A 25,726-nucleotide genomic window follows, 5' to 3' on the forward strand; every position below is an offset into this window, starting at 1 on the left:
TTCAGGGATCAACTGTGAAATTTCAACCACTGCTGGCCCTGGGCCTGACGATTCTGGCTGCCTCCACTCAAGCCTTTGCGGGCGCCACACTGGACCGCATCGAGCAAAAGAAAGAACTGGTGGGCGTGCTGATGGAAAGCTATCCACCCTTCTCATTCCTCAACGATCAAAACCAGCTCGATGGTTTCGACGTCGACGTGGCCAAGGCCGTGGCGGACAAACTGGGCGTCAAGCTGCGCCTCGAAACGCCGTCCTGGGACGTGATCGCCGCCGGTCGCTGGAGCGGGCGTTACGACATCTGCATCTGCTCCATGACCCCGAGCAAAGCCCGCGCTGAAGTCTTCGACTTCCCGGTGGAGTACTACGCCTCCCCCGCCGTGATCGTGGTCAACGCCAAGGACGACAGCATTCACAGCGCCAAGGACCTGAGCGGCAAAAAAGTCGGCCTCACCAGCGCCTCCAGCTATGAAAGCTACCTGAACAAAAACCTGGTGATCGAAGGCGCCGAAGACATCCAATTGCAGTACCCGTTCGAGAATGTGCAGATCGCCCCGTATGACACCGACAACGTCGCGTTCCAGGATTTGGGCCTGGGCACTGGCGTGCGTCTGGACGCGATTCTCACCAACCTGGTGACCGCGCAACCGCGCCTGAACGAAGACAAGCGTTTCAAGCTCGCCGGCGAGCCGCTGTACTCGGAGCCGAACTCGGTGGCCATCGAAAAAGGCGACGCCCAGTGGGACGCCAAAGTGCGTGATGTGTTTGCCCAGTTGAAACAGGACGGCACCTTGAGCAAGCTGTCGCAAAAATGGATCGGCGCCGACATCAGCAAATGACTTCTTTCCCCAAACCTCCTCAGCCACCGCAACCGGTGGCTGAGTCAATGCTGCAACGGATTTTCGGTTTCCGCACACGGCTGTACCTGACCTGGGCAGCGATGTTCGGCTTGTTCGCGAGTTTCTTCCTGAGCTTCGACCTGAAGTTCTCGATCATCCTCGACAAACTGCCGAACCTGATCGGCCTGCACCTGGCGCCCAACGGCTTTCTGCAAGGCGCAGCGCTGACGTTGTTTTTGTGCCTGTGCTCAATCGTGGCGTCATCACTGCTGGGCTTCATCACGGCTTTGGCGCGGTTGTCGAAAAGCGCGGTGGCGTTCGGTATCGCGAGCTTCTATGCCTCGTTCTTTCGCGGCACACCGCTGCTGATTCAAATTCTGCTGATCTATCTCGGCTTGCCACAACTCGGCATCGTGCCCGGCGCCATAGCCGCGGGCATCATCGCCCTGTCGCTGAACTACGGCGCGTACCTCAGCGAAATCTTCCGCGCCGGCATCCTCGGCGTTCCCCATGGCCAACGCGAAGCGTCATTGGCCCTGGGCATGCGCGAAACCGTGATCTTCTGGCGCGTCACCCTGCCCCAGGCCATGCGCACCATCATCCCGCCCACCACCAACCAGTTCATCTCCATGCTCAAAGATTCGTCTCTGATCTCGGTGATGGGGGTTTGGGAAGTGATGTTCCTGGCCCAATCGTATGGGCGCTCGAGCTATCGCTATATCGAAATGCTCACGACCGCGGCAATTATTTATTGGCTGATGTCGATTGGGCTGGAGCTGATTCAGGCGCGGATGGAGCGGCATTATGGGAAGGCGTATTTGAAGCGGGGTTAGCGAAAAGATCGCAGCCTTCGGCAGCTCCTACTCGGGATTCATTCGCCTTGTCCTCACTGATTCAGCACAGTAAGCCTTGTGGGAGCGGCGGTGTGGCGATCCTGCTTGCTCGCTCCGACACAAGGATTGTGGCACTGCCAAATACCGGGCAAAAAAAAAGGGGAGCACATGCCCCCCCGAGGTTTAAAGCGGTATGTCGAGGCTGTTAACTCAGCCTTCGATCTCGATCAGAATTTCGCCCGGGTTGACCCGGTCGCCCTTGGCCACATGGATGGCGGTGACTTTGCCGGCGATGGCCGATTGGACTTCGGTTTCCATCTTCATCGCTTCGGTGATCAGCACGGCCTGGCCGGCTTTCACGGTGTCGCCTTCCTTGACCAGCACATCGACGATATTGCCCGGCATGGTGGTGCTGACGTGGCCCGGTGCAGTGGCTTGCTTGCGCTTGCTGCTACCACCGCTGACGAATTCGTTGAGCGGTTCGAACACCACTTCTTCCGGCATGCCGTCGATGGACAGATAGAAGTGGCGCTTGCCTTCCGATTTGACGCCGACACCGGTGATGTCGACGCGGTAGGTTTCGCCGTGAACGTCGATGACGAACTCGGTCGGCACGCCTTCGCCGCCGGCCGACGTCACGCCGCCCGCTTCCGGAATTGGCAACAGCACCTCAGGTACGAGGGTGCCGGCTGCACGTTCTTCGAGGAATTTGCGGCCGATGTCCGGGAACATGGCATAGGTCAGAACGTCTTCTTCAGACTTGGCCACGGCACCGATTTCGGCACGCAGCTTGGTCATTTCCGGCTTGAGCAGATCGGCCGGACGCACGTCGATCACTTCTTCGCTGCCGATCGCCTGACGACGCAGTTTTTCGTTCACGGTGCCCGGCGCTTTGCCGTAGCCGCCTTGCAGGTAGAGCTTCACTTCATTAGTGATGGTTTTGTAGCGCTCGCCGGCCAGCACGTTGAAGAACGCCTGGGTGCCAACGATCTGCGAGGTCGGGGTCACCAGCGGCGGGAAGCCGAGGTCTTCGCGAACGCGCGGGATCTCCGCCAGCACTTCGCTCATGCGGTTCAGGGCGCCCTGCTCTTTCAACTGGTTGGCCAGGTTGGAAATCATCCCGCCCGGTACCTGGTTGACTTGAACGCGGGTATCGACGGCGGTGAACTCGCTTTCGAACTGGTGGTACTTCTTGCGCACGGCGTAGAAGTACAAGCCGATTTCCTGCAGCAGTTCCAGGTTCAGGCCAGTGTCGTACTCGCTGCCTTTAAGAGCAGCGACCATCGATTCGGTGCCTGGATGGCTGGTACCGGAAGCGAAGCTGGAGATTGCGGTGTCAATGTGATCGGCACCGTTTTCGATGGCCTTGAGTTGGCACATGGTGGCCATGCCAGCGGTGTCGTGGGAGTGAATGAACACAGGCAGCGATTGCTCGGATTTCAATGCCTTGACCAGTTCGCCAGTGGCGTACGGGGTCAGCAGGCCGGCCATGTCTTTGATCGCCACGGAATCACATCCCATGGCTTCCATTTGCCTGGCTTGCGCCACGAACGCGTCAATGGTGTGCACTGGACTGGTGGTGTAGGCGATGGTGCCTTGAGCGTGTTTACCGGCCGCTTTCACCGCTTCGATGGCGACTCGCAGGTTACGCACATCGTTCATCGCATCGAAAATGCGGAACACGTCGATGCCGTTGACTGCCGCCTTGGCGACGAAGGCTTTGACCACGTCGTCGCTGTAGTGGCGGTAGCCCAGCAGGTTCTGGCCACGCAGGAGCATTTGCAGACGCGTGTTAGGCAAGGCCGCGCGCAGTTGGCGCAGACGCTCCCACGGGTCTTCTTTGAGGAAGCGGACGCAGGCGTCGAAGGTCGCGCCGCCCCAGCATTCCAGCGACCAGTAGCCGACTTTGTCGAGCTTGTCGCAGATCGGCAGCATGTCTTCGGTGCGCATGCGGGTGGCGAGCAGCGATTGGTGGGCGTCGCGCAGGATTGTGTCAGTAACGTGGATTTGTTTGCTCATTGTTCTATTCCTCACAGGCCTGCGTGGGCGGCGATGGCGGCGGCGATGGCCAGGGCCAGCTCTTCGGGTTTGCGCTTGATCGAGTAGTTGGTCAGTTCAGGGTGGCTTTCAACGAAGCTGGTGTTGAACTGGCCGCTACGGAATTCCGGGTTACGCAGGATTTCCTGGTAATACGCGGCGGTGGTCTTGACCCCTTGCAGACGCATGTCGTCCAGAGCTCGCAAGCCACGGTCCATCGCCTCTTCCCAGGTCAGCGCCCAGACCACCAGTTTCAGGCACATCGAATCGTAGAATGGCGGAATGGTGTAGCCGGTATAGATCGCCGTGTCGGTGCGCACGCCGGGACCGCCGGGCGCGTAGTAACGGGTGATCTTGCCGAAGCTCGGCAGGAAGTTGTTTTTCGGGTCTTCGGCGTTGATCCGGAACTGCAGCGCGAAACCGCGGTGCTGGATGTCTTCCTGTTTCACCGAAAGCGGCAGGCCGGACGCGATGCGGATTTGCTCGCGAACAATGTCGATGCCAGTAATTTCTTCGGTGATGGTGTGTTCCACCTGCACCCGGGTGTTCATCTCCATGAAGTACACCTCGCCCTCGGCGAGCAGGAACTCCACGGTACCGGCGTTCTCATAACCCACGGCCTTGGCCGCGCGCACCGACAGGTCGCCGATGTAGGCGCGCTGTTCCGGGGTCAGTTGCGGGCTCGGAGCGATCTCGATCAGCTTCTGGTTGCGACGCTGGATCGAACAATCACGCTCGAACAGGTGCACCACGTTGCCAAAGCTGTCACCGAGAATCTGCGCTTCGATGTGTTTCGGGTTTACGATGCATTTTTCCAGGAACACTTCCGCCGAACCAAACGCCTTGGTGGCTTCGGAAATGACCCGCGGAAAGGCTTGTTCGAGTTCTTCGCGACTGTTGCAGCGACGAATCCCGCGTCCGCCACCACCGGAGGTAGCCTTGAGCATCACCGGGTAACCGATGCGGTCGCCTTCGGTCAGGGCTTCTTCGATGCCCGACACGTTGCCTTCGGTGCCCGGGGTCACCGGTACGCCAGCCTTGATCATGCTGCGGCGTGCTTCGGTCTTGTCGCCCATGCGGCGAATCACTTCAGCCGATGGACCAATGAATTTGATACCGCGTTCGGCGCAGATGTCTGCCAGCTCGGCATTTTCCGAAAGGAAGCCGTAGCCGGGGTGCAACGCATCGCAACCGGTTTCCACCGCCAGGTTCACCAGCTTGCGCGGGTTGAGGTAGCCGGCCAGTGGCTCGGCACCGATGCTGTGGGCCTCATCCGCACGCTTCACATGCAAGGCATGGCGGTCGGCGTCGGAATAGATCGCGACCGAGCGAATGCCCATTTCGGCGCAGGCACGCACGATTCGTACGGCAATCTCACCACGGTTGGCGATCAGGATCTTTTTTATCACTTGGAGGTTCCCTTGAGCCGGTGGTACCCACGACCTGTCACACCAGGTCGACGCGTGACCAAATGTTTCAATTCAGTCGCAGCTCCACACTAGCCTTCGCAAGGGATTAACAAAAATGAATAATAATTGGGTTACACATAAGCAAAGACTTATAGTTGAGGCATCAGCCTCCGCCCAGGGTCTCTAGAAAATGCGTAAGTCATTGATGCGTATGACGTTGCGTCAATTGCAGATCTTCAATGAGGTGTGCGACTTAAGGTCCTACAGCCGTGCAGCCGACGAAATGTCTCTCACACAACCTGCCGTGAGCCTACAGATTCGTCAACTCGAAGAGCTGATCGGCCAACCGTTATTTGATTATGTCGGCAAAAAACTCTACATGACCGAGGCGGCCGAAGCACTGCAGCGCGCCAGCCGGGATATTTTCGGGCGCCTGGAAAACCTCGATATGCAGCTGTCGGACATGCAAGGCTCATTGCAGGGTCAGCTGAAACTGGCGGTGGAATCCAGCGCCAAGTATTTCGTGCCACACCTGTTTGCCGCGTTCAAGCGCCAGCACCCGGAGGTGAACCTGCAACTGACGGTGGTCAACCGTGGCCAGGTCATCCGGCGCCTGTCGGATAACCGTGATGATCTGGTGATCATGTCGATGGTTCCACAGGACATGGGGCTGGAGTTTCTACCGTTCCTCAACAACCCGATTGTCGCCGTGGCGCCGCCGGATCATCCACTGTGTCACATGGGCCCGCTGCGCTTGCAGGATCTTGAGCCCTACACGTTGCTGTTGCGCGAACACGGCTCCGGCACGCGACTGGCTTGCGAAGAGTATTTCAAAGAGAAACGTGTGCACTTCACCCAAACCCAGGAGGTGGCCTCGGCCGAAGCGCAGCGTGAATGCGTATTGGCGGGTCTGGGCGTGGCGCTGTTGACACGCCACGCCCTGAACCTTGAATTGGCGACCGGCGGATTGATCGAGTTGCCAGTCGAAGAGCTGCCGCTATACCGCAGTTGGTGCCTGGTGCAGGCCAAGGCCAAACGGCTGTCACCGGTGGCCCATGCATTCCTTGCGTTTATCCGCAGTGAGCGGGCGCAGATCAGCGCGCTGGTTGAGCGTTTCGACGGGAAGTTGCGGGAGCCGCCTGCCAGTAATTGAGTTCCAGATCGTCAGGAAATTCGCCAATTTCGGCCAGTAGCTGGCGGCGTTCGCAGCGATCTTCGATGGCGCGGCGAAATTCCATGCGGCGCTGATCTTCTTGCTGACGACGGGTTTTGACGGCGCTGTTGCGTTCTTCGTAGGGCTGAGCCATTTCGAGTCTCCCAAGGCGAGTACGGGAGTTTCAAGATAGGCGCGAGGGATGACGGTTTGGCGGCGGGAGGGTTACAGGGAGATGAAAGTAGTCGATTGATGTGGTGAATTTGATGACGCCTTCGTGGGCAAGCCCGCTCCCACAGGGTTCGGTGGTGTTCACGCCTTTTGCGCAACACCGCCGATCCTTGTGGGAGCGGGCTTGCCCGCGAATGAAGGTCGGAACGACCTTCCAGCAATCTCAGATCAGAATCAATCGTCCAGCGCTTTCACCGATTTGGGCGACAGCCGCAAGCTGCGAAGGCTGCGTTTGACGCTTTTCAGGTGATTGACCAGGCTCGGACCGCGGGCCATGGCCACGCCCATCGCCAGCACATCGATCACTACCAGATGCGCAATGCGCGACGTCAGCGGCGTATAGATTTCGGTGTCTTCGTGCACATCGATCGCCAGATTGACGGTCGACAACTCGGCCAACGGTGTCTGGCTCGGACACAACGTGATCAGCGAAGCGCCACTCTCGCGCACCAGATTGGCCGTGATCAACAGGTCCTTGGAACGCCCGGATTGGGAAATACAGATCGCCACGTCACTCGGCTTCAGGGTGACCGCCGACATCGCCTGCATATGCGGGTCGGAATACGCCGCTGCCGTCAGCAGCAGACGGAAGAACTTGTGCTGGGCATCCGCCGCCACTGCGCCCGACGCACCGAAGCCATAGAACTCGACACGCTGGGCCTGAGACATGAGCGACACAGCCCTCTGCAACTCCACCGGATCGAGTTTCTCGCGAACCTCCATCAGCGTATGCAGGGTGGTGTCGAAGATTTTCAGGCTGTAATCGGCGACCGAATCGTCTTCATGGATCGCAAACTGCCCGAAGCTCGCGCCGGCCGCCAGGCTTTGCGCCAGTTTCAGCTTCAAATCCTGAAACCCGGAGCAACCGATGGCGCGGCAAAACCGCACGATGGTCGGCTCGCTGATGCCCACGCTGTGGGCCAGGTCGGCCATGGAGCTGTGCATCACCGCCGCAGGGTCAAGCAGCACGTGGTCGGCGACTTTGAGCTCCGACTTGCGTAACAGGTGGCGGGACTGGGCGATGTGTTGCAGCAGATTCAAGGGGCTGGACTCTTTGTTATTGGCAGGTGCCGGGGATGTAGCACGCTTGTAGTTATACTACATGAATCGGCTTTTTGCCTGCTCAATGCGTAACTCAATGTCCCCATTTCATGCGCCATGCGCTCCATGTAGCCCACTCGGTCCTTGTAGCAGCTGGCGAAGCCTGCGTTCGGCTGCGAAGCCGTCGTGAAGATGGATATGGTTTAACAGGAAAAATCCGGCAAGCATGTTTTACGACGGCTTCGCAGCCGAACGCAGCCTTCGCTAGCTTCTACAAAGGGTTGGCGTCGCGACGTAAAAGCTCGGCCAGGTTGGCGGCCTCGACCGGACGACTGATCAAATACCCCTGCACTTCATCGCAACGCTCGGCCCTCAGAAACTCCAGCTGCTCCGGCCGCTCCACCCCTTCAGCCACCACCTTCAACGACAACCCGTGAGCCATGGCAATGATCGCCTGGGTAATCGCCGCATCCTCGCTGCTCTCCCCCAGACCGCGGATAAACGCCTGATCAATCTTCACGTAATCCACCGGAATGCGCTTGAGGTAACTCAAGGACGAATAGCCAGTACCAAAATCGTCGATGGCCAGTTTCACCCCAAGGTCGCGCAACTGCTGGAAGGTCGCGATGATGTGCTCGACGCTGTCCAGCAACTGGCTTTCGGTGAGTTCCAGTTCCAGGTAGTGCGGCGCCAGACCGGTTTCCTCCAGCACTTGGCGCACCAGGCTCACCAGTTTCCCCTGACGCAACTGATGCACAGACAGATTGACCGACACCCGAATCGGCTCCAGTCCCTGACGCTGCCACTCGCAGGCTTGCCAACAGGCCTGGCGTAAAACGAACTCACCAATAGCGCCGATCAACCCGGTTTCCTCGGCCAAGCCGATGAAATCCCCCGGCGGCACTTGGCCCAGGATCGGGTGATGCCAGCGTACCAATGCCTCGGCGGCATTCAGCCGGCCGGTGGCGAGGCAGAGTTTCGGTTGATAAAACACTTTCAACTGCTTTTCTTCGATGGCTTTGCGCAACTGGTTCTCGAGCTGCAAACGCTCGAGCGTGCTGGCTTGCAGGCTGTCGGTATAAAACTGGAAGTTGTTGCCGCCCAAGTGTTTGGCATGCTGCATGGCCATGTTCGACTGGCTCACCAACGCAGAAATCTCCCGCGCGGTGTCCGGTAACAGGCTGATGCCCATGGACGCGCTCATCACCAGCTCATGCCCGTCGACAGTGATCGGCAAACACAGTTTGGTCGACAAACGAGTTGCCATGCGCGCCAGACTCGACAGATTGCCGTAGGCATCGAACAGCACTGCAAATTCATCACCGGACAACCGGGCGATGGTGTCCGCTTCCGGCAGCGCATTGACCAGGCGCCGGGACATTTTCTGCAATAACTGATCAGCGATTTCGTGGCCGAGGCTATCGTTGAGCAGCTTGAATCGATCCAGATTGATGTGCAGCAACGCCAGGCTGCGCCGACCGCCCTGACGCACCCGCTGATGAGCCTCGTGCAGCCGTTCGCGGAACAGCGATCGGTTAGCCAATCCCGTGAGTTCGTCGTAATGAGCGAGGTAACGCATGCGCTCTTCGGACTCACGCCGAGCAGACAGATCGGCGAAGAAGCCGACAATATGACTGACTTTCCCCCGTGAATCGCGCACGGCGTTCAGTTGCAGCCATTGCGGATACAACTCGCCATTCTTGCGCGTTTCAACCAACTCGCCCTGCCAGCTACCGTGCTGCTCCAACGCCTGACGAATCGCCGCGTAATGCCGGCGCGCGTCGCGACTGCAGGGTAACTCGACCACATTGCGCCCGAGCATGTCGTCGATGTCATAGCCAGTCACTCGACTGAAGGCTTGATTGGCGGCGATCAGCACGTAATTAGGGTCAAGAATGACGATGCCCTCGCTAGCGGCCTCGAACACCGTCGCCGCCAGTTGACGCTGTTCTTCCTGTCCCTTGCTGGCACTGATGTCGCGGCGGGTGCCGACCATGCGGATCACCCGGCCGTTTTCGCTGCGCTCAACTGCTCGCCCGCGGTCCTCGATCCAGACCCAATGGCCATCGCCATGCCGTACCCGATACTCGATCTGATAATCCTCGCTGCGACCCTTCAAATGCTCGACCAGGGCGCGCCTGAGCGATGGCAAGTCTTCGGGGTGCAGACGTGGCTTGAGGTGGCTGAGCATCGCCGTCACGTATTCCGGCTCCAGGCCGAACAGCTCCTGAAGCTGAGTGTGATGGACTTCGTCTGTCTGCAGGTTCCAGTCCCACAACCCGAGTTCACTCGCCTTCAACGCCAGCGCCAGTCGCGCTTCGCTCTTGCTCAAGGCCTGGTTGGCGGCGTCCAGCTCCAGACTGCGTTGGGCAACGCGATTTTCGAGGTCGACCTGAGTTTCGCGCAATTCGTCTTCGGCGCGGCGGCGCTGGTCGATTTCCTTGGCCAGTTCGTGGTTGAGCTGATCGCTGCGACTTTGCGCCTGCTGCAAGTGCTCGATCAGGGCCTGATTTTGAAAGCGCCGCAACAACCCCTGGTTGATCAGCCGATTGACCTGCCAGGCGACCACGCTCAACGAACCCAGCAATATCAGCCCAAACCAGCCCCAGCCCTGTTCCTGCTCATCCCCGCCCCAGAACAGATAGCCGATGGCCGGCAGCAGACAGGGCAAGGTAAAGGACAGAAAAGCCGGCAGGCTGACGGCATAAGCAACGCTGGCCGAGAGTGCCGCGGCGCCGATCAGGCCGAACACCCAGGCTTGCTGCATGAAATTATCCGCGGGCACCAACGCGATGCCGGCACCGGCCAGGGTCAGGCCAGTCATCGCAGAGCCGAGCATGAACATGCGACGCCAGACCGGATGGGCCTGACGGTTGGGAATCGCCGAATCGAAAGCCGCGACTTGAATCACCCGCAACGCCACCAGCGACAATAACCAGATCAGCCAGACGCTCACAACGAAGTAGCGCTGCGGGCTCCAGAGCAGGCCGGCGCACACCAGACCGTTGATCAGCATGAACAGCGTAGGCAAAAGCGAGCCCTGGTACAGCAGGCGCGTGCGTTCGACCGCCATTTCCATGGCGTACTGTTTGCGGATAACCCGGGGCTCCACAGAGGGGCCCGACAGGTCGGAGCTGAGGGTCATAGGCAATGTTCTTGTTCTTATAGTGAGCATGCGAGCCCGAATTGTGGACGGAGCATACACAAGCAAATGCCCGGACCAAACAGCCCCAGGTCACAAAATAGACGAAAGTTTGAGCCGCCCACCTTGGTAAAAAAGCCGCCAGACGAGCTCCGCCAATGCTTGCAGCCGGTGACCGACCGGTCGTCATCGGTGCTTCTTTCATCGGCTAATGCAAAGCTCGGTTTGCCCGGTGTGACGGCGCACCCTAGAATGCCCCGATGCGCGATGATCTCTCCCTTCTGCTGAACTCCCTCAACGATGCCCAACGTCAGGCCGTAGCGGCCTCTGTGGGTCGTCAGTTGGTCCTGGCCGGTGCTGGCTCCGGTAAAACCCGAGTGCTGGTGCACCGTATCGCCTGGTTGATCCAGGTCGAAAACGCCTCGCCCCACTCCATTCTGTCGGTGACCTTCACCAACAAGGCCGCAGCCGAGATGCGTCATCGCATCGAGCAGCTGATGGGTATCAACCCGGCCGGCATGTGGGTCGGCACCTTCCACGGCCTGGCGCACCGCTTGCTGCGGGCGCACTGGCAGGAAGCCGGCCTGAGCCAGACTTTCCAGATTCTCGACAGCGACGACCAGCAACGGCTGGTCAAGCGGGTGATCCGCGAGCTGGGTCTGGACGAGCAACGCTGGCCGGTCCGACAGGCCCAGTGGTTCATCAACGGGCAGAAAGACGAAGGTCTGCGTCCGCAACATATTCAAGCCAGCGGCGATCTGTTCCTGGCGACCATGCGCAGCATTTATGAAGCCTACGAGGCCGCGTGCCTGCGGGCCGGCGTCATCGATTTCTCTGAACTGCTGTTGCGCGCCCTCGATCTGTGGCGCGATAACCCGGGCCTGCTCGCCCATTATCAGAAGCGCTTCCGGCACATTCTGGTGGACGAATTCCAGGACACCAACGCCGTGCAATACGCCTGGTTGCGTCTGCTGGCCAAGGGTGGCGACAGTCTGATGGTGGTCGGCGACGACGATCAGTCGATCTATGGCTGGCGTGGCGCGAAAATCGAGAACATTTATCAGTATTCCGACGACTTCCCCGATGCCCAGATTATTCGTCTGGAGCAAAACTACCGCTCTACCGCCGGGATCCTCAAAGCCGCCAACGCCCTGATTGCCAACAATACCGGGCGCATGGGCAAAGAGTTGTGGACCGATGGCGGCGAAGGCGAAGCGATCAATCTGTACGCTGCGTTCAACGAGCATGATGAAGCGCGCTACGTAGTGGAAACCATCGAAAGCGCGCTGAAAACCGGCTTGGCTCGTAGCGATATCGCGATTTTGTACCGTTCCAACGCCCAATCGCGCGTTTTGGAAGAAGCCTTGCTGCGTGAGCGCATTCCGTATCGCATTTATGGCGGTCAGCGCTTCTTCGAACGGGCAGAAATCAAGAACGCCATGGCGTACCTGCGTTTGTTGGAAGGCCGTGGCAACGATGCGGCCCTTGAGCGGGTGATCAACGTTCCGGCCCGTGGCATTGGCGAAAAAACCGTCGAAGCGATCCGCGATCATGCACGCCACAGCCATGTGTCAATGTGGGAAGCCATGCGTCAGCTGGTGGCCAACAAAGGTCTGACCGGTCGCGCTGCTGGTGCCATAGGGGCATTTATGGAGCTGATCGAGGACCTCGCCGCCAAGTGCCTGGAAATGCCGCTGCACTTGATGACCCAAACCGTCATCGAGCAGTCGGGGTTAATCGCCTACCACCAGGCGGAAAAAGGCGAGAAAGGCCAGGCCCGGGTAGAAAACCTTGAGGAACTGGTCAGCGCTGCGCGCAACTTCGAAAATCCGGAAGAGGATGAAGAACAGTCGCCACTGTCAGCGTTCCTCGGTCACGCCTCGCTGGAGGCCGGAGACACCCAGGCCGACGAACACGAAGACAGCATTCAGTTGATGACCCTGCACAGCGCCAAGGGCCTGGAATTCCCTTACGTGTTCCTGGTGGGCATGGAAGAAGGCCTGTTTCCGCACAAGATGAGCCTGGAAGAACCCGGCCGTCTTGAAGAGGAACGCCGCCTGGCCTACGTCGGTATCACCCGGGCGATGCAGAACCTGGTGCTGACCTATGCTGAAACCCGCCGCCTGTACGGCAGCGAGACCTACAACAAGGTGTCGCGTTTCGTACGTGAAGTGCCGAAAGGCCTGATTCAGGAAGTGCGGCTGTCCAACAGCGTCAGCCGTCCGTTCGGCGGTGGCCAGCAGCAGAGTTCCAGCAGCCTGTTCGGCGGCAGCGAGATCCCGGACACCGGCTTCAGCCTCGGTCAGACCGTGCGGCATTCGGTGTTCGGCGATGGTGTGATCCTGAATTTCGAAGGCGCCGGCGCTCAGGCGCGGGTGCAGGTGAACTTCAGCGAAGGCAGCAAGTGGTTGATGCTGGGTTACGCCAAGCTGGAAGCGATCTAATCAGGCCTGATCGTTCCCACGCTCTGCGTGGGAATGCATCCCGTGACGCTCCGCGTCACAGTGGACGCAGAGCGTCCATGGCGGCGTTACCACGCAGAGCGTGGGAACGATCTATCTGCGTTCAGCCCGCTGCGGTCATTCCTACAGAACTAATCCACTCGTCCTACAGACCAAAGTTAACAAGTCTTATTGCGTGACCGGAAGCTGAACACAACCTGTCAAGCAAAAGCCCGAAACACTCTGCCGCTAGCCAGCAACACTTCAGCTGTGCAACATGGCGCGCGTGCCTTCCACAAATTGGGAATTCCCTTTATGAAACGTTTTCTTAGCATCGCCATGGCGTTGTGCATTGGCCTGACGATGAGCCTCGACGCCAATGCCGCCAAGCGCTTTGGTGGCGGCAAGAGCTCCGGCGCTGCGCCGACTCACCAGACCAGCCAGATGGCTCCTTCTTCTGCTGCAGGCGGCGCTGCTGCCACTGCGGGTGCGGCCGGTGCTGCTGGCGCCGCCACCAAGGCCAGCGGTGCTTCGCGCTGGCTCGGCCCTCTGGCCGGTATCGCCGCCGGTGGCCTGCTGGCCTCCATGTTCATGGGCGACGGCTTCCAGGGCATGCAGATCTTCGACATCCTGATCATGGCGGTCATCGCCTTCCTGGTCTTCCGTTTCATCGCCGCCCGTCGTCGCAAGCAGCAGGAGCACATGGCTCCAGCCGGCGCGCCGATGCAGCGTGAAGTGTTCGAACAGAAACCAACAGCCATGGGTTCGATCTTCGGCGGTTCGGCTGCACCTGCTGCCGCTCGTCCGGTGATCAACGCGCCAGCCTGGTTCAATGAACACAACTTCATTGAAGCGGCCCGCAACCACTTCCAGTCCCTGCAGCAGCATTGGGACGCCAACGAAATGGACAAGATCGCCGAGTTCGTGACTCCGCAACTGCTGGAGTTCCTCAAGCGCGAACGTGCCGATCTGGGCGACGGCTTCCAGTCGACCTACATCGATAACCTCCAGGTACAACTGGATGGCGTTGATGACCGTGCGGACAAGACTGTCGCCACCCTGACCTTCAGCGGTGTATCGAAGTCCTCGCGCTTTGATCAGGGCGAAGTGTTCAGCGAAAGCTGGAACATGGAACGTGCACAGGGCGAAAACCAGCCTTGGCTGGTGGCCGGTATCCGCCAGAACGGCTGATCAATTCCCGCGTTTCACCTGTTGTAATAAAACCCCGGCCTCGGCCGGGGTTTTCTATTTCGCGGTTGCATCTATAGCGAGCTACTGTATAAACCGCCCCAACTAAACCGCGCCATCAAGCAAGAGGATCCCGGACGTGGAAGAAATCATCGAACAACTGCGTGAAGCCAACGAACCGGTACCGGTCCCCTTGGAATTGCCTGACGAAGATCAGATTGTGGAAATCGAAGAGCAACTGTTCATCGATATCCCATTCGTCTTCAGAGAATTTTTGCTGACCGTCAGCGACGTGGTCTACGGCAGTCTGGAGCCAGTGACTGTCACCGATCCGCAGTCCCACACCTACCTGCCGGACGTTGCCGCCAACGCCTGGGACGCAGGCGTCGATCGCAGCATGATTCCGATCTGCCAGGACGGTGACAATTACTACCTGGTCGAAGAAGACGGCACCGTGGTGCTGTGGCTGGCTGAAGAAGAGTTGCTCGCCGAAGAAACCTGGGAATCGGTATGGCACTGGGCGCGGGACGTCTGGCTGGAAAGCTGAGCCGTCTGCCCGCTGTAATCAATGCCCGGCCGAATCGTTGTGGTTATCCAGCGTTTCCAGCAAGGCCACCTGCATTCGCGTATGCACACGGATGAACCAGCGCCATAGCAGCGCCGCCACCGCGGCCGCGACTATGACGATCAGCACCAGCAACTTGTTGGTCGGCAGAATACTGGCCGACAAGGCTGCCAGCAGCAGGAAAATCACTAACAGCGAGAGGATCGGAATCACTTCAGCGATCACCCGACGCACTCGCTGTGTGTGGCGGCCGGCCATTTCCGGCTTCACACCCATCTCTGCCAGCAGCATCGACAGCGCCTTGAGCTTGCGATAGGCGGCGATCAGGAACGGCAGTGACAACAGCAACGCCCCACCCCAGATCAACGCTTTCTGCCAGCTCGGGTCGCTGATCCAGGCTTGCAGGTAAACGGACATGCGCTCGGCGAAGAACGCGCCCGAGAAAAAGATCGCAATCACCAACGCCAGATTGACCCCTACCTGCAACAGAATCCGCCGGATCATCGACGCCAACAGTGCACCCTCGCCCTGAGGCTGAATGCTGCGCAGCCATTCGCCATACATCCCGAGCACACGGCTCAGACGCTGCGGCATCACTGCCGCAAGCTTGATCGAGAGCGGATCGGCCGCGCGAATCAGATACGGCGTCAACAGCGTGGTGATTACCGAGACGGCCACCGCCACCGGATAGAGAAAGTTGCTGGTGACCTGCAGCGTCATGCCCAACGCCGCGATGATGAAAGAAAATTCGCCAATCTGTGAAAGCCCCATCCCCACTCGCAGTGAGGTGCGTCCGTCATTGCCGGCGATAAAAGCACCGAGGCCGCAGGAAAGCATCTTGCCCAGCACCACAGCCACGGTGATCACCGCGATCGGCCAGGCGTATTGCAGCAGGATCATAGGGTCGAGCATCAGGCCGATGGCGACGAAGAAAATCGCACTGAACAAGTCGCGAACCGGCTCGATCAACTGCTCGATCTTCAGCAGTTGCCGCGATTCAGCCATGATCGCGCCGATCAGGAACGCGCCGAGGACCATGCTGTATTCAAGCTTGACCACCAGCAGGCAGAAGCCGAAACACAGGCCCAGCACAGTGATCAGCAGCATCTCGTTGCTGTCGAATTTGGCCACATAGGCCAGCAGTCGGGGCACCAGCAGAATGCCAATAACCAGTGCGACAATCATGAACAGTGAAAGCTTGCCGACCGTGGAAAAGACCTCGCCGGAACTGACTGTTCCACTGACCGCGATGCTCGACAACAACGCGATGATGCCGATGCCGAGGATGTCTTCGACGATCAGCACGCCGAAGATCAGCTGTGCAAAACGCTCGTTCTTCATCTTCAGGTCGTTGAGCGCCTTGACGATGATGGTGGTCGAGGAAATCGCCAGGATCGCGCCGAGGAACAGCGAGTCCATGGTATTCCAGTCGAACCAGCGGCCGATTTCATAGCCGATCCAGATCATCAGGACGATTTCCAGGAAGGCTGCGATGAACGCCGTGGCGCCAACCTTGAACAGCTTGCGCAGGCTGAACTCCAGGCCCAGGCAGAACATCAGGAAAATCACTCCGAGCTCGGCGAGGGTTTTGATGGTGGCTTCATCGTGGATCAGGCTGAATGGCGGCGTGTGCGGGCCGATGATGAAGCCGGCGACGATGTAGCCGAGCACCACTGGTTGTTTGAGACGATGAAAGAGCACGGTCACCACACCCGCGATCAACATGATCACTGCCAGATCCTGAATGAAACTGATGGCGTGCATGGCATGTGGCTCCTTGGGTGGGCTTTTGAAGGGTAACACCGCGACTTCTGGCAGAAAGGCGGTGCAATATATGGAAACAGATAGATTCGGGCGTGACGGCAGCCCCCCGCCCGGCGTCCCGATAACTGTTGGTTTGAAAAACCAAGCGCCCACAGAGGTGCACCCCAGAAATCCTGCCTTGACCCGTGAGTACGTTATGGAACCCGGAAACGCCCAGCTGTCGATGACGGTATTGATGACCCCCGACATGGCCAACTTCTCTGGCAATGTCCACGGCGGGACCCTGCTCAAATACCTCGATGAAGTGGCTTACGCCTGCGCCAGCCGCTATGCCGGTCGCTATGTGGTGACCCTGTCGGTGGATCAGGTGATCTTCCGCGAGCCGATTCACGTTGGTGAACTGGTGACTTTTCTGGCCTCGGTCAACTACACCGGCAACACCTCGATGGAGGTGGGCATCAAGGTCGTGACCGAGAACATCCGCGAGCGCTCGGTGCGCCACACCAACAGCTGTTTTTTCACCATGGTCGCGGTGGATGACCAGCGCAAACCAGCTGCAGTCCCGCCACTGCAACCGCAGAACAGTGAAGACAAGCGTCGGTACATGCAGGCCCAGCAGCGTCGGCAGATTCGTCAGGAACTGGAAAAGCGTTATCAGGACATCAAGGGCGACGCCTGAGCAGACAGTTATCCAGCGCTCTTCAGATCGCTATCGCGAGCAGGCTCGCTCCCACAGGTACAGCGATAACCTTGTGGGAGCGAGCCTGCTCGCGATTGGGACAACCACCCGGTTACAGGCTGATTGAGGTTGCCTCGAACCGCACCCGCGGATGGGCGATCCGGTCCTGCGCCCGCACCAGTTCCAGCTCATAGCTGGCGCAGGCCTGGGTTTCCAGCATCACTTCATGCACCGCCGCCGCAGTGAATTCGAAGGCACTCACCAGATTGTCACCCTGCAGCACGCGCGCCAGGAACAACCCGGCAGTCAGATCGCCAACGCCCACCGGCTGACGCGGAAACGCCAGCAGAGGCCGACGCAGGTGCCAGCTGCCTTCAGCGGTCACCAGCAACATCTCGAAGCCATCCGCCAATTTGCCGGGATAGTCCAGATGCTTGACCAGCACCGCCTTCGGACCGCGCGCCAGCAGCGCTCGCGCCATGGCCAGGCAATCGAACAATGACTGCGCCTTGCGCCCCGAGAAGCTGTTCAGCTCCAACTGGTTCGGGCACATGAAGTCGGCCACCGCTGCCGCCTCTTCCAGCAGAAAATCGCTGACCTCGGCTGGAACGGTGCAGCCCTTCTCCGGATGGCCCATCACCGGGTCGCAGAGGTATACCGCTTTGGGATTGATCGATTTGATTCGTTCCACGCCCGCGAGAATCGCCCGGCCCTGGGCCGCGCTGCCGAGGTAGCCGGACAACACGGCATCGCAATTGCCCAGCTCACCAATTGCAGCGATTCCTTCTACCAATTCCGGAATCTGATGCGGAGCCAGCACTTCCCCGGCCCACTGGCCATATTGCGTATGGTTGGAGAACTGCACGGTATTGAGCGGCCACACGTTCACCCCGACCCGCTGCATCGGGAAAACCGCGGCGCTGTTGCCTGCGTGGCCGAACACCACGTGGGACTGGATGGCGAGCACATGGGGCGTACGTTTCATGCGGTGAGTTTTCCGTCAAACGATTGAAATTCGAGCCGCGCAGTATGCGACTAAACGCAGCCTGTACGACAGACCGGCGACACAGTTAAGCTGGCACTATCTTGTTGGAGCACCCTGTTGATGCTGACCCTCGGAAATATCCTCGTGTTGATGCTGCTCGCCACCGGTGGCGCGTGGCTGTGGCACAACCACGGCTTGCGCGAACGTGCGCTGGAGCGGGTCATGCAGCATTGCGCCAAGCTTCGGATCGAGCTGCTGGACGGCAACGTAGCCTTGAAGAAGATCGCTTTCATTAAAGACGCCAATGGCCGTCGGCGCCTGGCCCGTGTGTATAACTTCGAATTCACCGTGACCGGCGAAACCCGCCACACCGGCACCATCACCCAATTCGGCGCCCACAGCGCACAGATCGAGCTCGCGCCCTACCCGATGCCGTTCGACGACACTCCGCCGGTGGTCGATATCGCGAAGCCCAGAGCCGAGGTGATTGAACTGAGTCAGTGGCGGCAAGAACACACCAAGTGGCGGCCTTGAAGGTAGTTGTTGTCAGTTAAATCCATTCGCGAGCAAGCCCGCTCCCACATTTGATCTGTTGTGCTGCAAAACTTGTGTGCACATCACAGCCCCCCTGTGGGAGCGGGCTTGCTCGCGAAGAGGCCTTCACAGACTGAGCAAAAATCAGCTAATTCGCTTGAACCCTGCATCCCGCCAGACCTTCCTGCAACACCTCAACAGCCTGCTGCTCACTGAAAATCAACTCAATACGCGAATCCCGACGCCATTCGCTGATCTGCCAATCCAGTAACGAGTTATCCAGCGCATTCGCCGACACCCACCCCTCGGCGCTGTGGATAACCAGCTTCGCCCGCCGCCATTCAAGGCGTTCAAGCCATTTCCCGATCAATACGGCATCGAATATCTGACTCGGATGCCACCGCCAACCAACGCTCCAGCCACCCTCCTGCACCTGACTCAAGCAAATCGGCAGCGTCGGGTCAGTCCAGATGGTTGACATCTGCGCCAATCCCTTGGGCACGACAAAGTTATCCACCCCCCCGACAGCCTGAACCCCGAGCCCCGGTAACTCGCTCAACGGCAAGACTGCCTGCTGCGTCCAATACAAAGGACGCATCGGCAACTGTGCGGCGATTCGCTGGCGATCACTGTCGTCGAGGCCTTCTGCCTTGTTCAGCAACAGCAACCCGGCACTGTCCAAGGCTTGCTGTTGCGCCGCAGGCAACGGTTTTCCGGCCGCGAGCGCCTGAGCATCCAGCACCAGCACGCACGGCTGCACCGCCAGGACACCTTGCCACGGTGCCTCACTCAATTGCCGGAGCAACTGCGCCGGATGTCCCAGCCCGGAGGGTTCGATGAACAGTCGATCCGGTCGTGCCTTGCGCAGCAACCGCCCGAGGCCGATCTGAAACGGTGCACCATTGACGCAACACAAACAGCCCCCGGCCACTTCCCCCAGTGCGATACCATCGGCATCCTGGGTCAACAGCGCGGCATCCAGACCGATCTGGCCGAACTCGTTGATCAACACCGCCCAGCGCTCACCCACGGGCCGTTGCGCCAGCAGGTGCTTGATCAAGCTGGTCTTGCCAGCGCCTAGTGGGCCAGCAATGACGTGGGTGGGAATGTTCTGCAACATGGTCGAGGTTTTCTGAGGAGGTAAAGAATGCGGTTGATGGGATGGTGGTTACTTCTGGTGCTCACGTCGGGCGAAGCGCTGGCCCAAGCCTGCGTGGTGCACAGCACGGCTGAGCGGCTCGACGTGAAGGTCTGCCAGCAAAACCGCAACATCCCGGAAAAACTGTTCGCCGACGGATTCTGCCAGCCGAATCTGCCCGGGCAGAAAGTCGAGGTGCAGTACGTCGACCAATGCCCTACCGGCGCGTTCGGGGTGTGCAGCAACGCTCAAGTCGCCAATATGCCTTACCGGCAGGATATTCACTATTACGGCGTGGCTACCGATGCGGCGTATTTGAAGCCGTTTTGCGAAGCCCAGAGCCAGGGAACCTGGCTCAAACCTTGAGCGGCTAGCTCAGCCAGTCAAGGGTCAGTATCAAACGACGCTCGCCCGACGCCGGCTGCGGCGAGCGGTGGATCAAACCGAAGCCTTCGTTGCCGTGCCACTTCTCCCCTTTTAGCAACGCCACTTCGCCACTGGTGATTTGCTGGATCAGCGACTCATCCGGCGGTTCGGCCTCAGGTTTGCCTAATTGCCGGCGATCCATCGCCCCTTCTTTCAGCCATTGGCTGCCGATACCTGCGTAGGTGGTGATCAACCGCACCGGCACATGATCGACGTGGAAACGCGGGCACATGGCTGTGTCCAGAACCCGCAGGCGCAGGCCGATACGCTGGGCGCCCAACAGGCAGGCGAAGGCGCTGACCAGCCAGGAAACATCGGCGATAAAGCCTTCGTAGCCTTCCAGATCGCTGAAGCCTGAGGCTAAACCGTGGAGATTGGGATCGGCGTCATCGCCGGGCATTTCCAGGGACAGTGACTCGGCCAGCGGCTCATTCAGGGACAACAACAAACGACCGAAATCGGCAATGTGCGCCGGGAGTTGGCGCTGCCAGAGGGCGAGGTTCACGCCGTCGTCCAGAATTCCGGTCAGCGCTTTTGGCGTATCACCTTCAACCTGGCGAATGACTGGTCGCAACTTCAGATTGGGCGCCAACATCAAGCAGCCGCCTCTTCGTGCCAAGGACCAAACGGATCGGGCAGTAACTGCCAGCCCTCGACACCCAAGGCCATCTCAGCATCCGTCAGCAGGCAGCTATCGAGTTCGACGGTGAGTTGCGCGAAATCGATGTTCTGGCCGATAAACACCAGCTCCTGACGGCAATCACCGGTGGTCGCCGTCCAGTTTTCCATGATCCCGGCGGTACTTTCTTCGTCTTGCGGCCACTGGTTTTTTGGCACGAAACGCCACCAGCGCCCGGCAAAACCGTGACGCATCAAGCCGCCGGCCTGGGACCAGCTACCAGCATCCCTGTGTTTGCTGGCCAACCAGAAAAAGCCTTTGGAACGGAGCAATTTGCCGTTCACCCACGGACGGTCGATGAAGCTGAAGAAGCGTTGTGGATGAAACGGTCGCCGCGCCCGATAAGCCGTGGAGGCGATACCGTATTCCTCGGTTTCCGGCACGTGTTCACCGCGCAATTCCTGCAACCATCCCGGCGCCTGAGCGGCTTTTTCGAAGTCGAAGCGCCCGGTGTTGAGGATTTTCTTGAGCGGCACTTCGCCCATGACCATCGGAATGATTTCCGCCTGGGAATTGAGCCGTTCGAGGATCGCGATCAACTCCTGGCGTTCGCGGCTGCTGATCAAATCGATCTTGCTGATCAGGATCACATCGGCGAATTCGATCTGCTCGATCAACAGGTCGGTGATCGAGCGTTCGTCCTCCTCGCCCAGGGTTTCGCCACGGGAAGCGAGGCTTTCGGCGGCCTGATAGTCGAGCAGGAAGTTCATGCCGTCGACCACGGTGACCATGGTGTCTAGCCGCGCTATGTCCGCCAGGCTCTGCCCTTCTTCATCGCGAAACGTAAAGGTTTCCGCTACAGGCAGAGGCTCGGAAATCCCCGTGGACTCGATCAGCAGGTAATCGAAACGACCGTCTCTGGCGAGTTGGCTGACTTCTTCGAGCAAATCTTCCCTCAAGGTGCAGCAGATGCAGCCGTTACTCATTTCCACGAGTTTTTCTTCGGCACGGTTCAGGCTGACATCGCGCTGAACTTCGCTGCCATCAATGTTGATCTCACTCATGTCATTGACGATCACCGCGACACGCAAATTTTCGCGATTACGTAGTACGTAATTAAGAAGTGTACTTTTTCCGGCACCGAGAAAGCCCGACAGGACGGTCACGGGGAGACGATTGGGCATCAGGTATTCCTCATCAGGATGTGGCCGGTCAAATCGCCCGTTGATGGCGTTCGCGCAGCTCTTCACGTTCTTTGGCTTCAATACACAGAGTGGCGGTGGGTCGCAGCAGCAGGCGCTTGAGGCCGATCGGCTCACCGGTTTCGCGACACCAGCCGTACTCGCCGCGAGCTAGGTGTTCGAGGGCTTCGTCGATCTTGTCCAGGAGCTTCTTTTCCCGCTCCAGCAGGCGCAGCTGCCACTGGCGTTGTTCTTCGGCGCTGCCGATATCGGCGGGATCGCTGTGAGGTTCCTGCTCGCGTAGCGCGTCGAACTCGCCCGCAATGCGCTCCTGCAGCTCGCTGCGCTGAGCCAGCAACAGCTCGCGAAAGAAGCCTTGCTGGCCGTCGTTCATGTAATCGGCGGCGGGTTGAGCGAGGAGTTCTTGTTCAGTCATGGCGATGGATCATCAGAGCGGGTGTATTTTTATGTTATAGTATAACAATGCAAATAAGCCACTCCCCTCTTGTTACTCACGACAAAGGGCACGATGCTTTAGCCCGTCCGCCCCCTTGAGAAATGCCATGGGAAACGCGCTGAAATTCTCGCTGTTGAGCCTTTCGCTGCTGATTGCGGCCGATGCCTGGGGACAAGTCCCGAGCCTGGCCAACTGCACTCGCAGCGCCAATCTGCTGGCTTGCGTGGATGCCGACGGCAATGCCTACAGCGTTAACACCGTCGGTAGCACGATCTATCTGCGCGGCTTCGAAGTAGCCGGCAAACGCCAATGGGCGCAAACCAACAGCCGCTACGGGCAACTGACATTCTTCACAGGCATCGCGTCCGACGGCGAAGCCTGGGTCGGCTACAACCGCCGGGTTGGCTGGACAACCATCAATCGGTTTTCCAGCTCCGGCGGCAGTAGCGGCAAGTTCACGTGTAGCCGGATGACCGGCTGCTAGGCCTCACGACCGTCCGAGTGAGACGCGACGCCGCGTCCGCATGAGCAACTGACGTCTGTGCAGAGTGAAAGCCTGTTCACGAAAAAGGCATCGTCGATTTGATTGTTATAATATAACATGCCAAATCAACTCCCACGATGGACCTGCTCATGAATGCGCTGACTCTGCCGGATATCGCCGCGCAGGCCTCACGCCAAGCCCTGCCACTCGATTGGGTGGGCATGTGCGGCATTGCTCTTCCTGTTTTATTCGATGGCCAACGACTGAGCGCAAAGGCCGACGCTGGCGTTAGCCTCGACGATGGAGAGGCGCGCGGCATCCATATGTCGCGGCTGTATCTGGCGTTGGAAATGCTTGAGCAGGAAAATCTTTCGCCCGCGTTATTGCGGCGAGTCTTACAAAATTTTCTCGAAACCCATGAAGGACTTTCCCGCAACGCTTACCTAAAAATTCACATCGATCTATTGCTCAAAAGACCCGCGCTCATCAGTCCGCTAACCGGTTGGAAAACTTATCCGGTGAGCATCGAAGCGAGTTTGAAAAACGCGATGTTCCACGTGGAACTAAAAATCGATGTTCCTTATTCCTCAACCTGCCCGTGCTCAGCGGCACTTTCGCGGCAGTTGATTCAACAACAATTCGTGGATGACTTTGCCAACAAGTCGCTGCAACACGCCGACGTTCTGGCTTGGCTCGGTTCCACGAAAGGCATCGTCGCCACACCGCATAGCCAACGCAGCAATGCGCGATTGCAGTTGCGTCTGGACGATTATCTGGATGACCTGCCGCTGATCGCCGCGATCAACGATGCGGAAGCAGCCCTCGGCACCGCAGTGCAAACCGCCGTGAAACGCGCCGATGAACAAGCCTTCGCCCTCGCCAATGGACAGAACCTGATGTTCTGCGAAGACGCCGCTCGACGCTTGAACCTGGCCCTGAAACGCTCCCCGGGCATCAACGCCTTTCAGGTGCGAGTCGTTCATGCCGAAAGTCTTCATGCCCACGATGCTGTCGCCGAAAGTCGCTGGAATTGGGAGGCCGCATGATCCAATGCCAAGCCTTGCGCTGGGGCGCTCCCGGTCAACCGCTCACTCCATCGGTGGATTTCCAGTTACCCAAAGGAAGTCTGACCGCTGTCATCGGTGCCAACGGTTCGGGTAAAACCAGCCTGCTGAAAGTCATCGCCGGTCTGCAAAAGCCACTGGCTGGAAAAGTCATCATTGACGTTCCACGCAAAGGCGGCCTTTCGTTCCTGCCTCAGCAACAACATCTGGATCGGCAGTTCCCCATTAGCCTGCAAGAGTTGGTGGCCGCAGGTTTCTGGGGCAGCAAGCAAGCTCCGGAGATTCGCAGCCAACGCCTCAAGTCTGCGCTGGAAGACTGGTGCCTGAGTGGCCTGGAACATCGCCCATTGATGGCTCTCTCCGGGGGCGAATTGCAGCGTGCCCTGCTCGCCCGGTTGAGTCTCGCCGAAGCCCCCTTGTTGTTGCTCGACGAACCCCACGCCGCGCTCGACGAACTCGGCCAGGCGCTGCTCTGGAAACACATCCACGCCTGGCATGCCGAAGGTCGAACCCTGGTCGTGGTGTGTCATGACCTGGCCGCTGTGCGCCAACACATCCCACAAGCCCTATTGATCAAAAGCAGCGGCTGCGTCCTCGGCCCCAGTACCGATCTGATTCGCCAACAACCCCAGACGCAGGTGGCTTGATGATCGCCGCCGCTCAGCTTTGGCAACCGTTCCACGAATTCGTATTCATGCGCCGGGCGTTGCTTGGTGGTCTCATTCTGGCGTGCAGTACAGCACCGCTTGGGGTGTTTTTGATTCTACGGCGCATGAGCCTGATCGGCGATGCGGTGGCTCACGGCATCTTGCCGGGCGCCGCATTGGGCTTCTGGTTCGCCGGTTTCAGTTTGTCCGCGTTGACCATCGGTGGCCTCGGCGCTGGCCTGAGCATGGCCGGACTGGCCGCGTGGATCACCCGCCGCACCGGCCTGCGAGAGGACGCGAGCCTGGCCGCGATCTACCCGATATCGCTGGCCAGCGGCGTGCTGATCCTCGGTATCGCCGGCAAGCGGCTGGATCTGTTGCACCTGTTGTTTGGCTCGGCGCTCGCGGTCGATGGGCCGACTTTGACCGGCATGATTTGGGTCTCGGGCTTCAGCCTGATCGCCATGGCCCTCATCTACAAACCCCTGTTGCTGGACACCCTCGACCCCCTCTTTCTGCAAACCGTCAGCCGCCTCGGGCCACTGGCTCACGGGGCATTTCTGACCCTGGTGGTGCTGAATCTGGTGATCGGCTTCCAGGCTATCGGTGCCTTGATGGTGGTCGGTTTGATGATGTTGCCGGCCGCGGCTTCTCGCTTCTGGAGTCGTCGCTTGCCGGTACTGATCGCCATCGCCGCGCTGCTCGGCTGCCTCTCGGTCTGGCTCGGCTTGTTGCTGTCGTTCTACTACTCGCTACCCAGCGGCCCGGCGATCGTGCTGGTGGCTGGCGGTTTGTATCTGCTGTCCGTGGTGTTCGGTCCGGTGCACGGCTTGCTGCGCCGCCCGCCTTTACTCACATCCCAATGAGGTGTT

The 25,726-nt window shown here is 59.2% G+C and carries 24 protein-coding genes; 13 read left to right on the plus strand and 11 right to left on the minus strand.

Annotation, left to right across the window (positions count from 1 at the left end; all coding sequences use genetic code 11):
* Nucleotides 1-14 precede the first annotated feature (14 nt).
* Nucleotides 15-836: an ABC transporter substrate-binding protein gene (locus tag IB250_RS18270; RefSeq protein ID WP_192345133.1), complete on the plus strand. Its 822-nt coding sequence runs from the start codon at nucleotides 15-17 to the stop codon at nucleotides 834-836.
* On the plus strand, nucleotides 833-1,669 hold the full coding sequence (locus IB250_RS18275) for an amino acid ABC transporter permease (protein WP_192345134.1): 837 nt from the start codon (nucleotides 833-835) through the stop codon (nucleotides 1,667-1,669). Before IB250_RS18270 ends, IB250_RS18275 begins: the two co-directional genes overlap by 4 nt.
* 210 nt (nucleotides 1,670-1,879) lie before the next feature.
* On the opposite strand, the gene oadA is transcribed toward IB250_RS18275, so the two are convergent.
* Entirely contained in the window at nucleotides 1,880-3,688 is a 1,809-nt protein-coding gene (gene oadA, locus IB250_RS18280) for a sodium-extruding oxaloacetate decarboxylase subunit alpha (protein WP_192345135.1), read from the minus strand.
* Nucleotides 3,689-3,699: 11 nt separating this feature from the next.
* Nucleotides 3,700-5,115, minus strand: coding sequence for an acetyl-CoA carboxylase biotin carboxylase subunit (locus IB250_RS18285; protein ID WP_007896523.1), 1,416 nt, complete (start codon nucleotides 5,113-5,115; stop codon nucleotides 3,700-3,702).
* A gap of 190 nt (nucleotides 5,116-5,305) precedes the next feature.
* On the opposite strand from IB250_RS18285, the gene IB250_RS18290 reads away from it, so the two are divergent.
* Nucleotides 5,306-6,268 carry a LysR family transcriptional regulator gene (locus IB250_RS18290; RefSeq protein WP_192345136.1) on the plus strand — a complete coding sequence of 321 codons (963 nt, stop codon included), beginning with the start codon at nucleotides 5,306-5,308 and terminating at the stop codon, nucleotides 6,266-6,268.
* On the opposite strand, the gene IB250_RS18295 is transcribed toward IB250_RS18290, so the two are convergent.
* The 3 genes from IB250_RS18295 to IB250_RS18305 form a co-directional block, all read right to left on the minus strand.
* Complete coding sequence (locus IB250_RS18295; RefSeq protein ID WP_192345137.1) at nucleotides 6,210-6,422, minus strand: PA3496 family putative envelope integrity protein; 213 nt, start codon at nucleotides 6,420-6,422, stop codon at nucleotides 6,210-6,212. The genes IB250_RS18290 and IB250_RS18295 overlap by 59 nt on opposite strands.
* A 251-nt stretch (nucleotides 6,423-6,673) precedes the next feature.
* On the minus strand, nucleotides 6,674-7,540 hold the full coding sequence (gene hexR, locus IB250_RS18300; RefSeq protein WP_007896526.1) for a transcriptional regulator HexR: 867 nt from the start codon (nucleotides 7,538-7,540) through the stop codon (nucleotides 6,674-6,676).
* A gap of 271 nt (nucleotides 7,541-7,811) precedes the next feature.
* Nucleotides 7,812-10,685: an EAL domain-containing protein gene (locus tag IB250_RS18305; RefSeq protein ID WP_192345138.1), complete on the minus strand. Its 2,874-nt coding sequence runs from the start codon at nucleotides 10,683-10,685 to the stop codon at nucleotides 7,812-7,814.
* A gap of 257 nt (nucleotides 10,686-10,942) precedes the next feature.
* Between IB250_RS18305 and uvrD the strand changes: the two genes are divergently transcribed.
* The 3 genes from uvrD (at nucleotide 10,943) to IB250_RS18320 (ending at nucleotide 14,858) form a co-directional block, all read left to right on the plus strand.
* Complete coding sequence (gene uvrD, locus IB250_RS18310) at nucleotides 10,943-13,126, plus strand: DNA helicase II (RefSeq protein WP_192345139.1); 2,184 nt, start codon at nucleotides 10,943-10,945, stop codon at nucleotides 13,124-13,126.
* A gap of 312 nt (nucleotides 13,127-13,438) precedes the next feature.
* Entirely contained in the window at nucleotides 13,439-14,314 is an 876-nt protein-coding gene (locus tag IB250_RS18315; protein WP_192345140.1) for a Tim44 domain-containing protein, read from the plus strand.
* Between the two features lie 136 nt (nucleotides 14,315-14,450).
* Nucleotides 14,451-14,858, plus strand: coding sequence for an SMI1/KNR4 family protein (locus tag IB250_RS18320; RefSeq protein ID WP_008073570.1), 408 nt, complete (start codon nucleotides 14,451-14,453; stop codon nucleotides 14,856-14,858).
* 18 nt (nucleotides 14,859-14,876) lie between these two features.
* On the opposite strand, the gene IB250_RS18325 is transcribed toward IB250_RS18320, so the two are convergent.
* Nucleotides 14,877-16,640 (minus strand): cation:proton antiporter, encoded by a 1,764-nt coding sequence (locus IB250_RS18325; RefSeq protein ID WP_192345141.1) that lies wholly within the window; start codon nucleotides 16,638-16,640, stop codon nucleotides 14,877-14,879.
* Nucleotides 16,641-16,836: 196 nt separating this feature from the next.
* Between IB250_RS18325 and IB250_RS18330 the strand changes: the two genes are divergently transcribed.
* On the plus strand, nucleotides 16,837-17,319 hold the full coding sequence (locus IB250_RS18330; RefSeq protein WP_007896533.1) for an acyl-CoA thioesterase: 483 nt from the start codon (nucleotides 16,837-16,839) through the stop codon (nucleotides 17,317-17,319).
* Nucleotides 17,320-17,431: 112 nt separating this feature from the next.
* Here the strand turns inward: IB250_RS18330 and pdxY are convergent, their stop codons facing one another.
* Complete coding sequence (pdxY, locus tag IB250_RS18335; protein WP_192345142.1) at nucleotides 17,432-18,304, minus strand: pyridoxal kinase PdxY; 873 nt, start codon at nucleotides 18,302-18,304, stop codon at nucleotides 17,432-17,434.
* A 120-nt stretch (nucleotides 18,305-18,424) separates the two neighbouring features.
* Here pdxY and IB250_RS18340 point away from each other — a divergent pair, with 120 nt between their 5' ends.
* Entirely contained in the window at nucleotides 18,425-18,838 is a 414-nt protein-coding gene (locus IB250_RS18340) for a DUF3301 domain-containing protein (RefSeq protein WP_095052328.1), read from the plus strand.
* Nucleotides 18,839-18,986: 148 nt separating this feature from the next.
* On the opposite strand, the gene IB250_RS18345 is transcribed toward IB250_RS18340, so the two are convergent.
* Nucleotides 18,987-19,958 carry a CobW family GTP-binding protein gene (locus tag IB250_RS18345; RefSeq protein WP_192345143.1) on the minus strand — a complete coding sequence of 324 codons (972 nt, stop codon included), beginning with the start codon at nucleotides 19,956-19,958 and terminating at the stop codon, nucleotides 18,987-18,989.
* A 27-nt stretch (nucleotides 19,959-19,985) separates the two neighbouring features.
* Between IB250_RS18345 and IB250_RS18350 the strand changes: the two genes are divergently transcribed.
* Nucleotides 19,986-20,342 (plus strand): NADH:ubiquinone oxidoreductase, encoded by a 357-nt coding sequence (locus IB250_RS18350; protein ID WP_192345144.1) that lies wholly within the window; start codon nucleotides 19,986-19,988, stop codon nucleotides 20,340-20,342.
* Nucleotides 20,343-20,346: 4 nt separating this feature from the next.
* On the opposite strand, the gene IB250_RS18355 is transcribed toward IB250_RS18350, so the two are convergent.
* The 3 genes from IB250_RS18355 to dksA are packed head-to-tail and all read right to left on the minus strand — an operon-like array spanning nucleotide 20,347 to nucleotide 22,638.
* Nucleotides 20,347-20,997: a DUF1826 domain-containing protein gene (locus IB250_RS18355; RefSeq protein WP_192345145.1), complete on the minus strand. Its 651-nt coding sequence runs from the start codon at nucleotides 20,995-20,997 to the stop codon at nucleotides 20,347-20,349.
* The gene (gene zigA, locus IB250_RS18360) at nucleotides 20,997-22,205 is read right to left on the minus strand and encodes a zinc metallochaperone GTPase ZigA (RefSeq protein WP_192345146.1); all 1,209 of its coding nucleotides are present in this window, start codon (nucleotides 22,203-22,205) and stop codon (nucleotides 20,997-20,999) included. The genes IB250_RS18355 and zigA overlap by 1 nt, the downstream gene beginning before the upstream one ends.
* Before the next feature lie 28 nt (nucleotides 22,206-22,233).
* A complete protein-coding gene (dksA, locus tag IB250_RS18365) occupies nucleotides 22,234-22,638 on the minus strand; it encodes an RNA polymerase-binding protein DksA (RefSeq protein WP_192345147.1) in 405 nt (134 codons plus the stop codon).
* A gap of 127 nt (nucleotides 22,639-22,765) precedes the next feature.
* Here dksA and IB250_RS18370 point away from each other — a divergent pair, with 127 nt between their 5' ends.
* The 4 genes from IB250_RS18370 to IB250_RS18385 all read left to right on the plus strand — a co-directional run bounded on the left by IB250_RS18370 (nucleotide 22,766) and on the right by IB250_RS18385 (nucleotide 25,720).
* Complete coding sequence (locus IB250_RS18370; protein ID WP_192345148.1) at nucleotides 22,766-23,143, plus strand: glutamine synthetase; 378 nt, start codon at nucleotides 22,766-22,768, stop codon at nucleotides 23,141-23,143.
* Nucleotides 23,144-23,292: 149 nt separating this feature from the next.
* Nucleotides 23,293-24,189, plus strand: coding sequence for a GTP cyclohydrolase FolE2 (gene folE2, locus IB250_RS18375; RefSeq protein ID WP_192345149.1), 897 nt, complete (start codon nucleotides 23,293-23,295; stop codon nucleotides 24,187-24,189).
* Complete coding sequence (locus tag IB250_RS18380) at nucleotides 24,186-24,854, plus strand: metal ABC transporter ATP-binding protein (RefSeq protein WP_192345150.1); 669 nt, start codon at nucleotides 24,186-24,188, stop codon at nucleotides 24,852-24,854. The genes folE2 and IB250_RS18380 overlap by 4 nt, the downstream gene beginning before the upstream one ends.
* Nucleotides 24,854-25,720 (plus strand): metal ABC transporter permease, encoded by an 867-nt coding sequence (locus IB250_RS18385; RefSeq protein WP_192345151.1) that lies wholly within the window; start codon nucleotides 24,854-24,856, stop codon nucleotides 25,718-25,720. Before IB250_RS18380 ends, IB250_RS18385 begins: the two co-directional genes overlap by 1 nt.
* Nucleotides 25,721-25,726 lie beyond the last annotated feature (6 nt).

The sequence above is a fragment of the Pseudomonas sp. PDM09 genome (assembly GCF_014852305.1).
In the GTDB taxonomy this organism is placed as follows: domain Bacteria; phylum Pseudomonadota; class Gammaproteobacteria; order Pseudomonadales; family Pseudomonadaceae; genus Aquipseudomonas.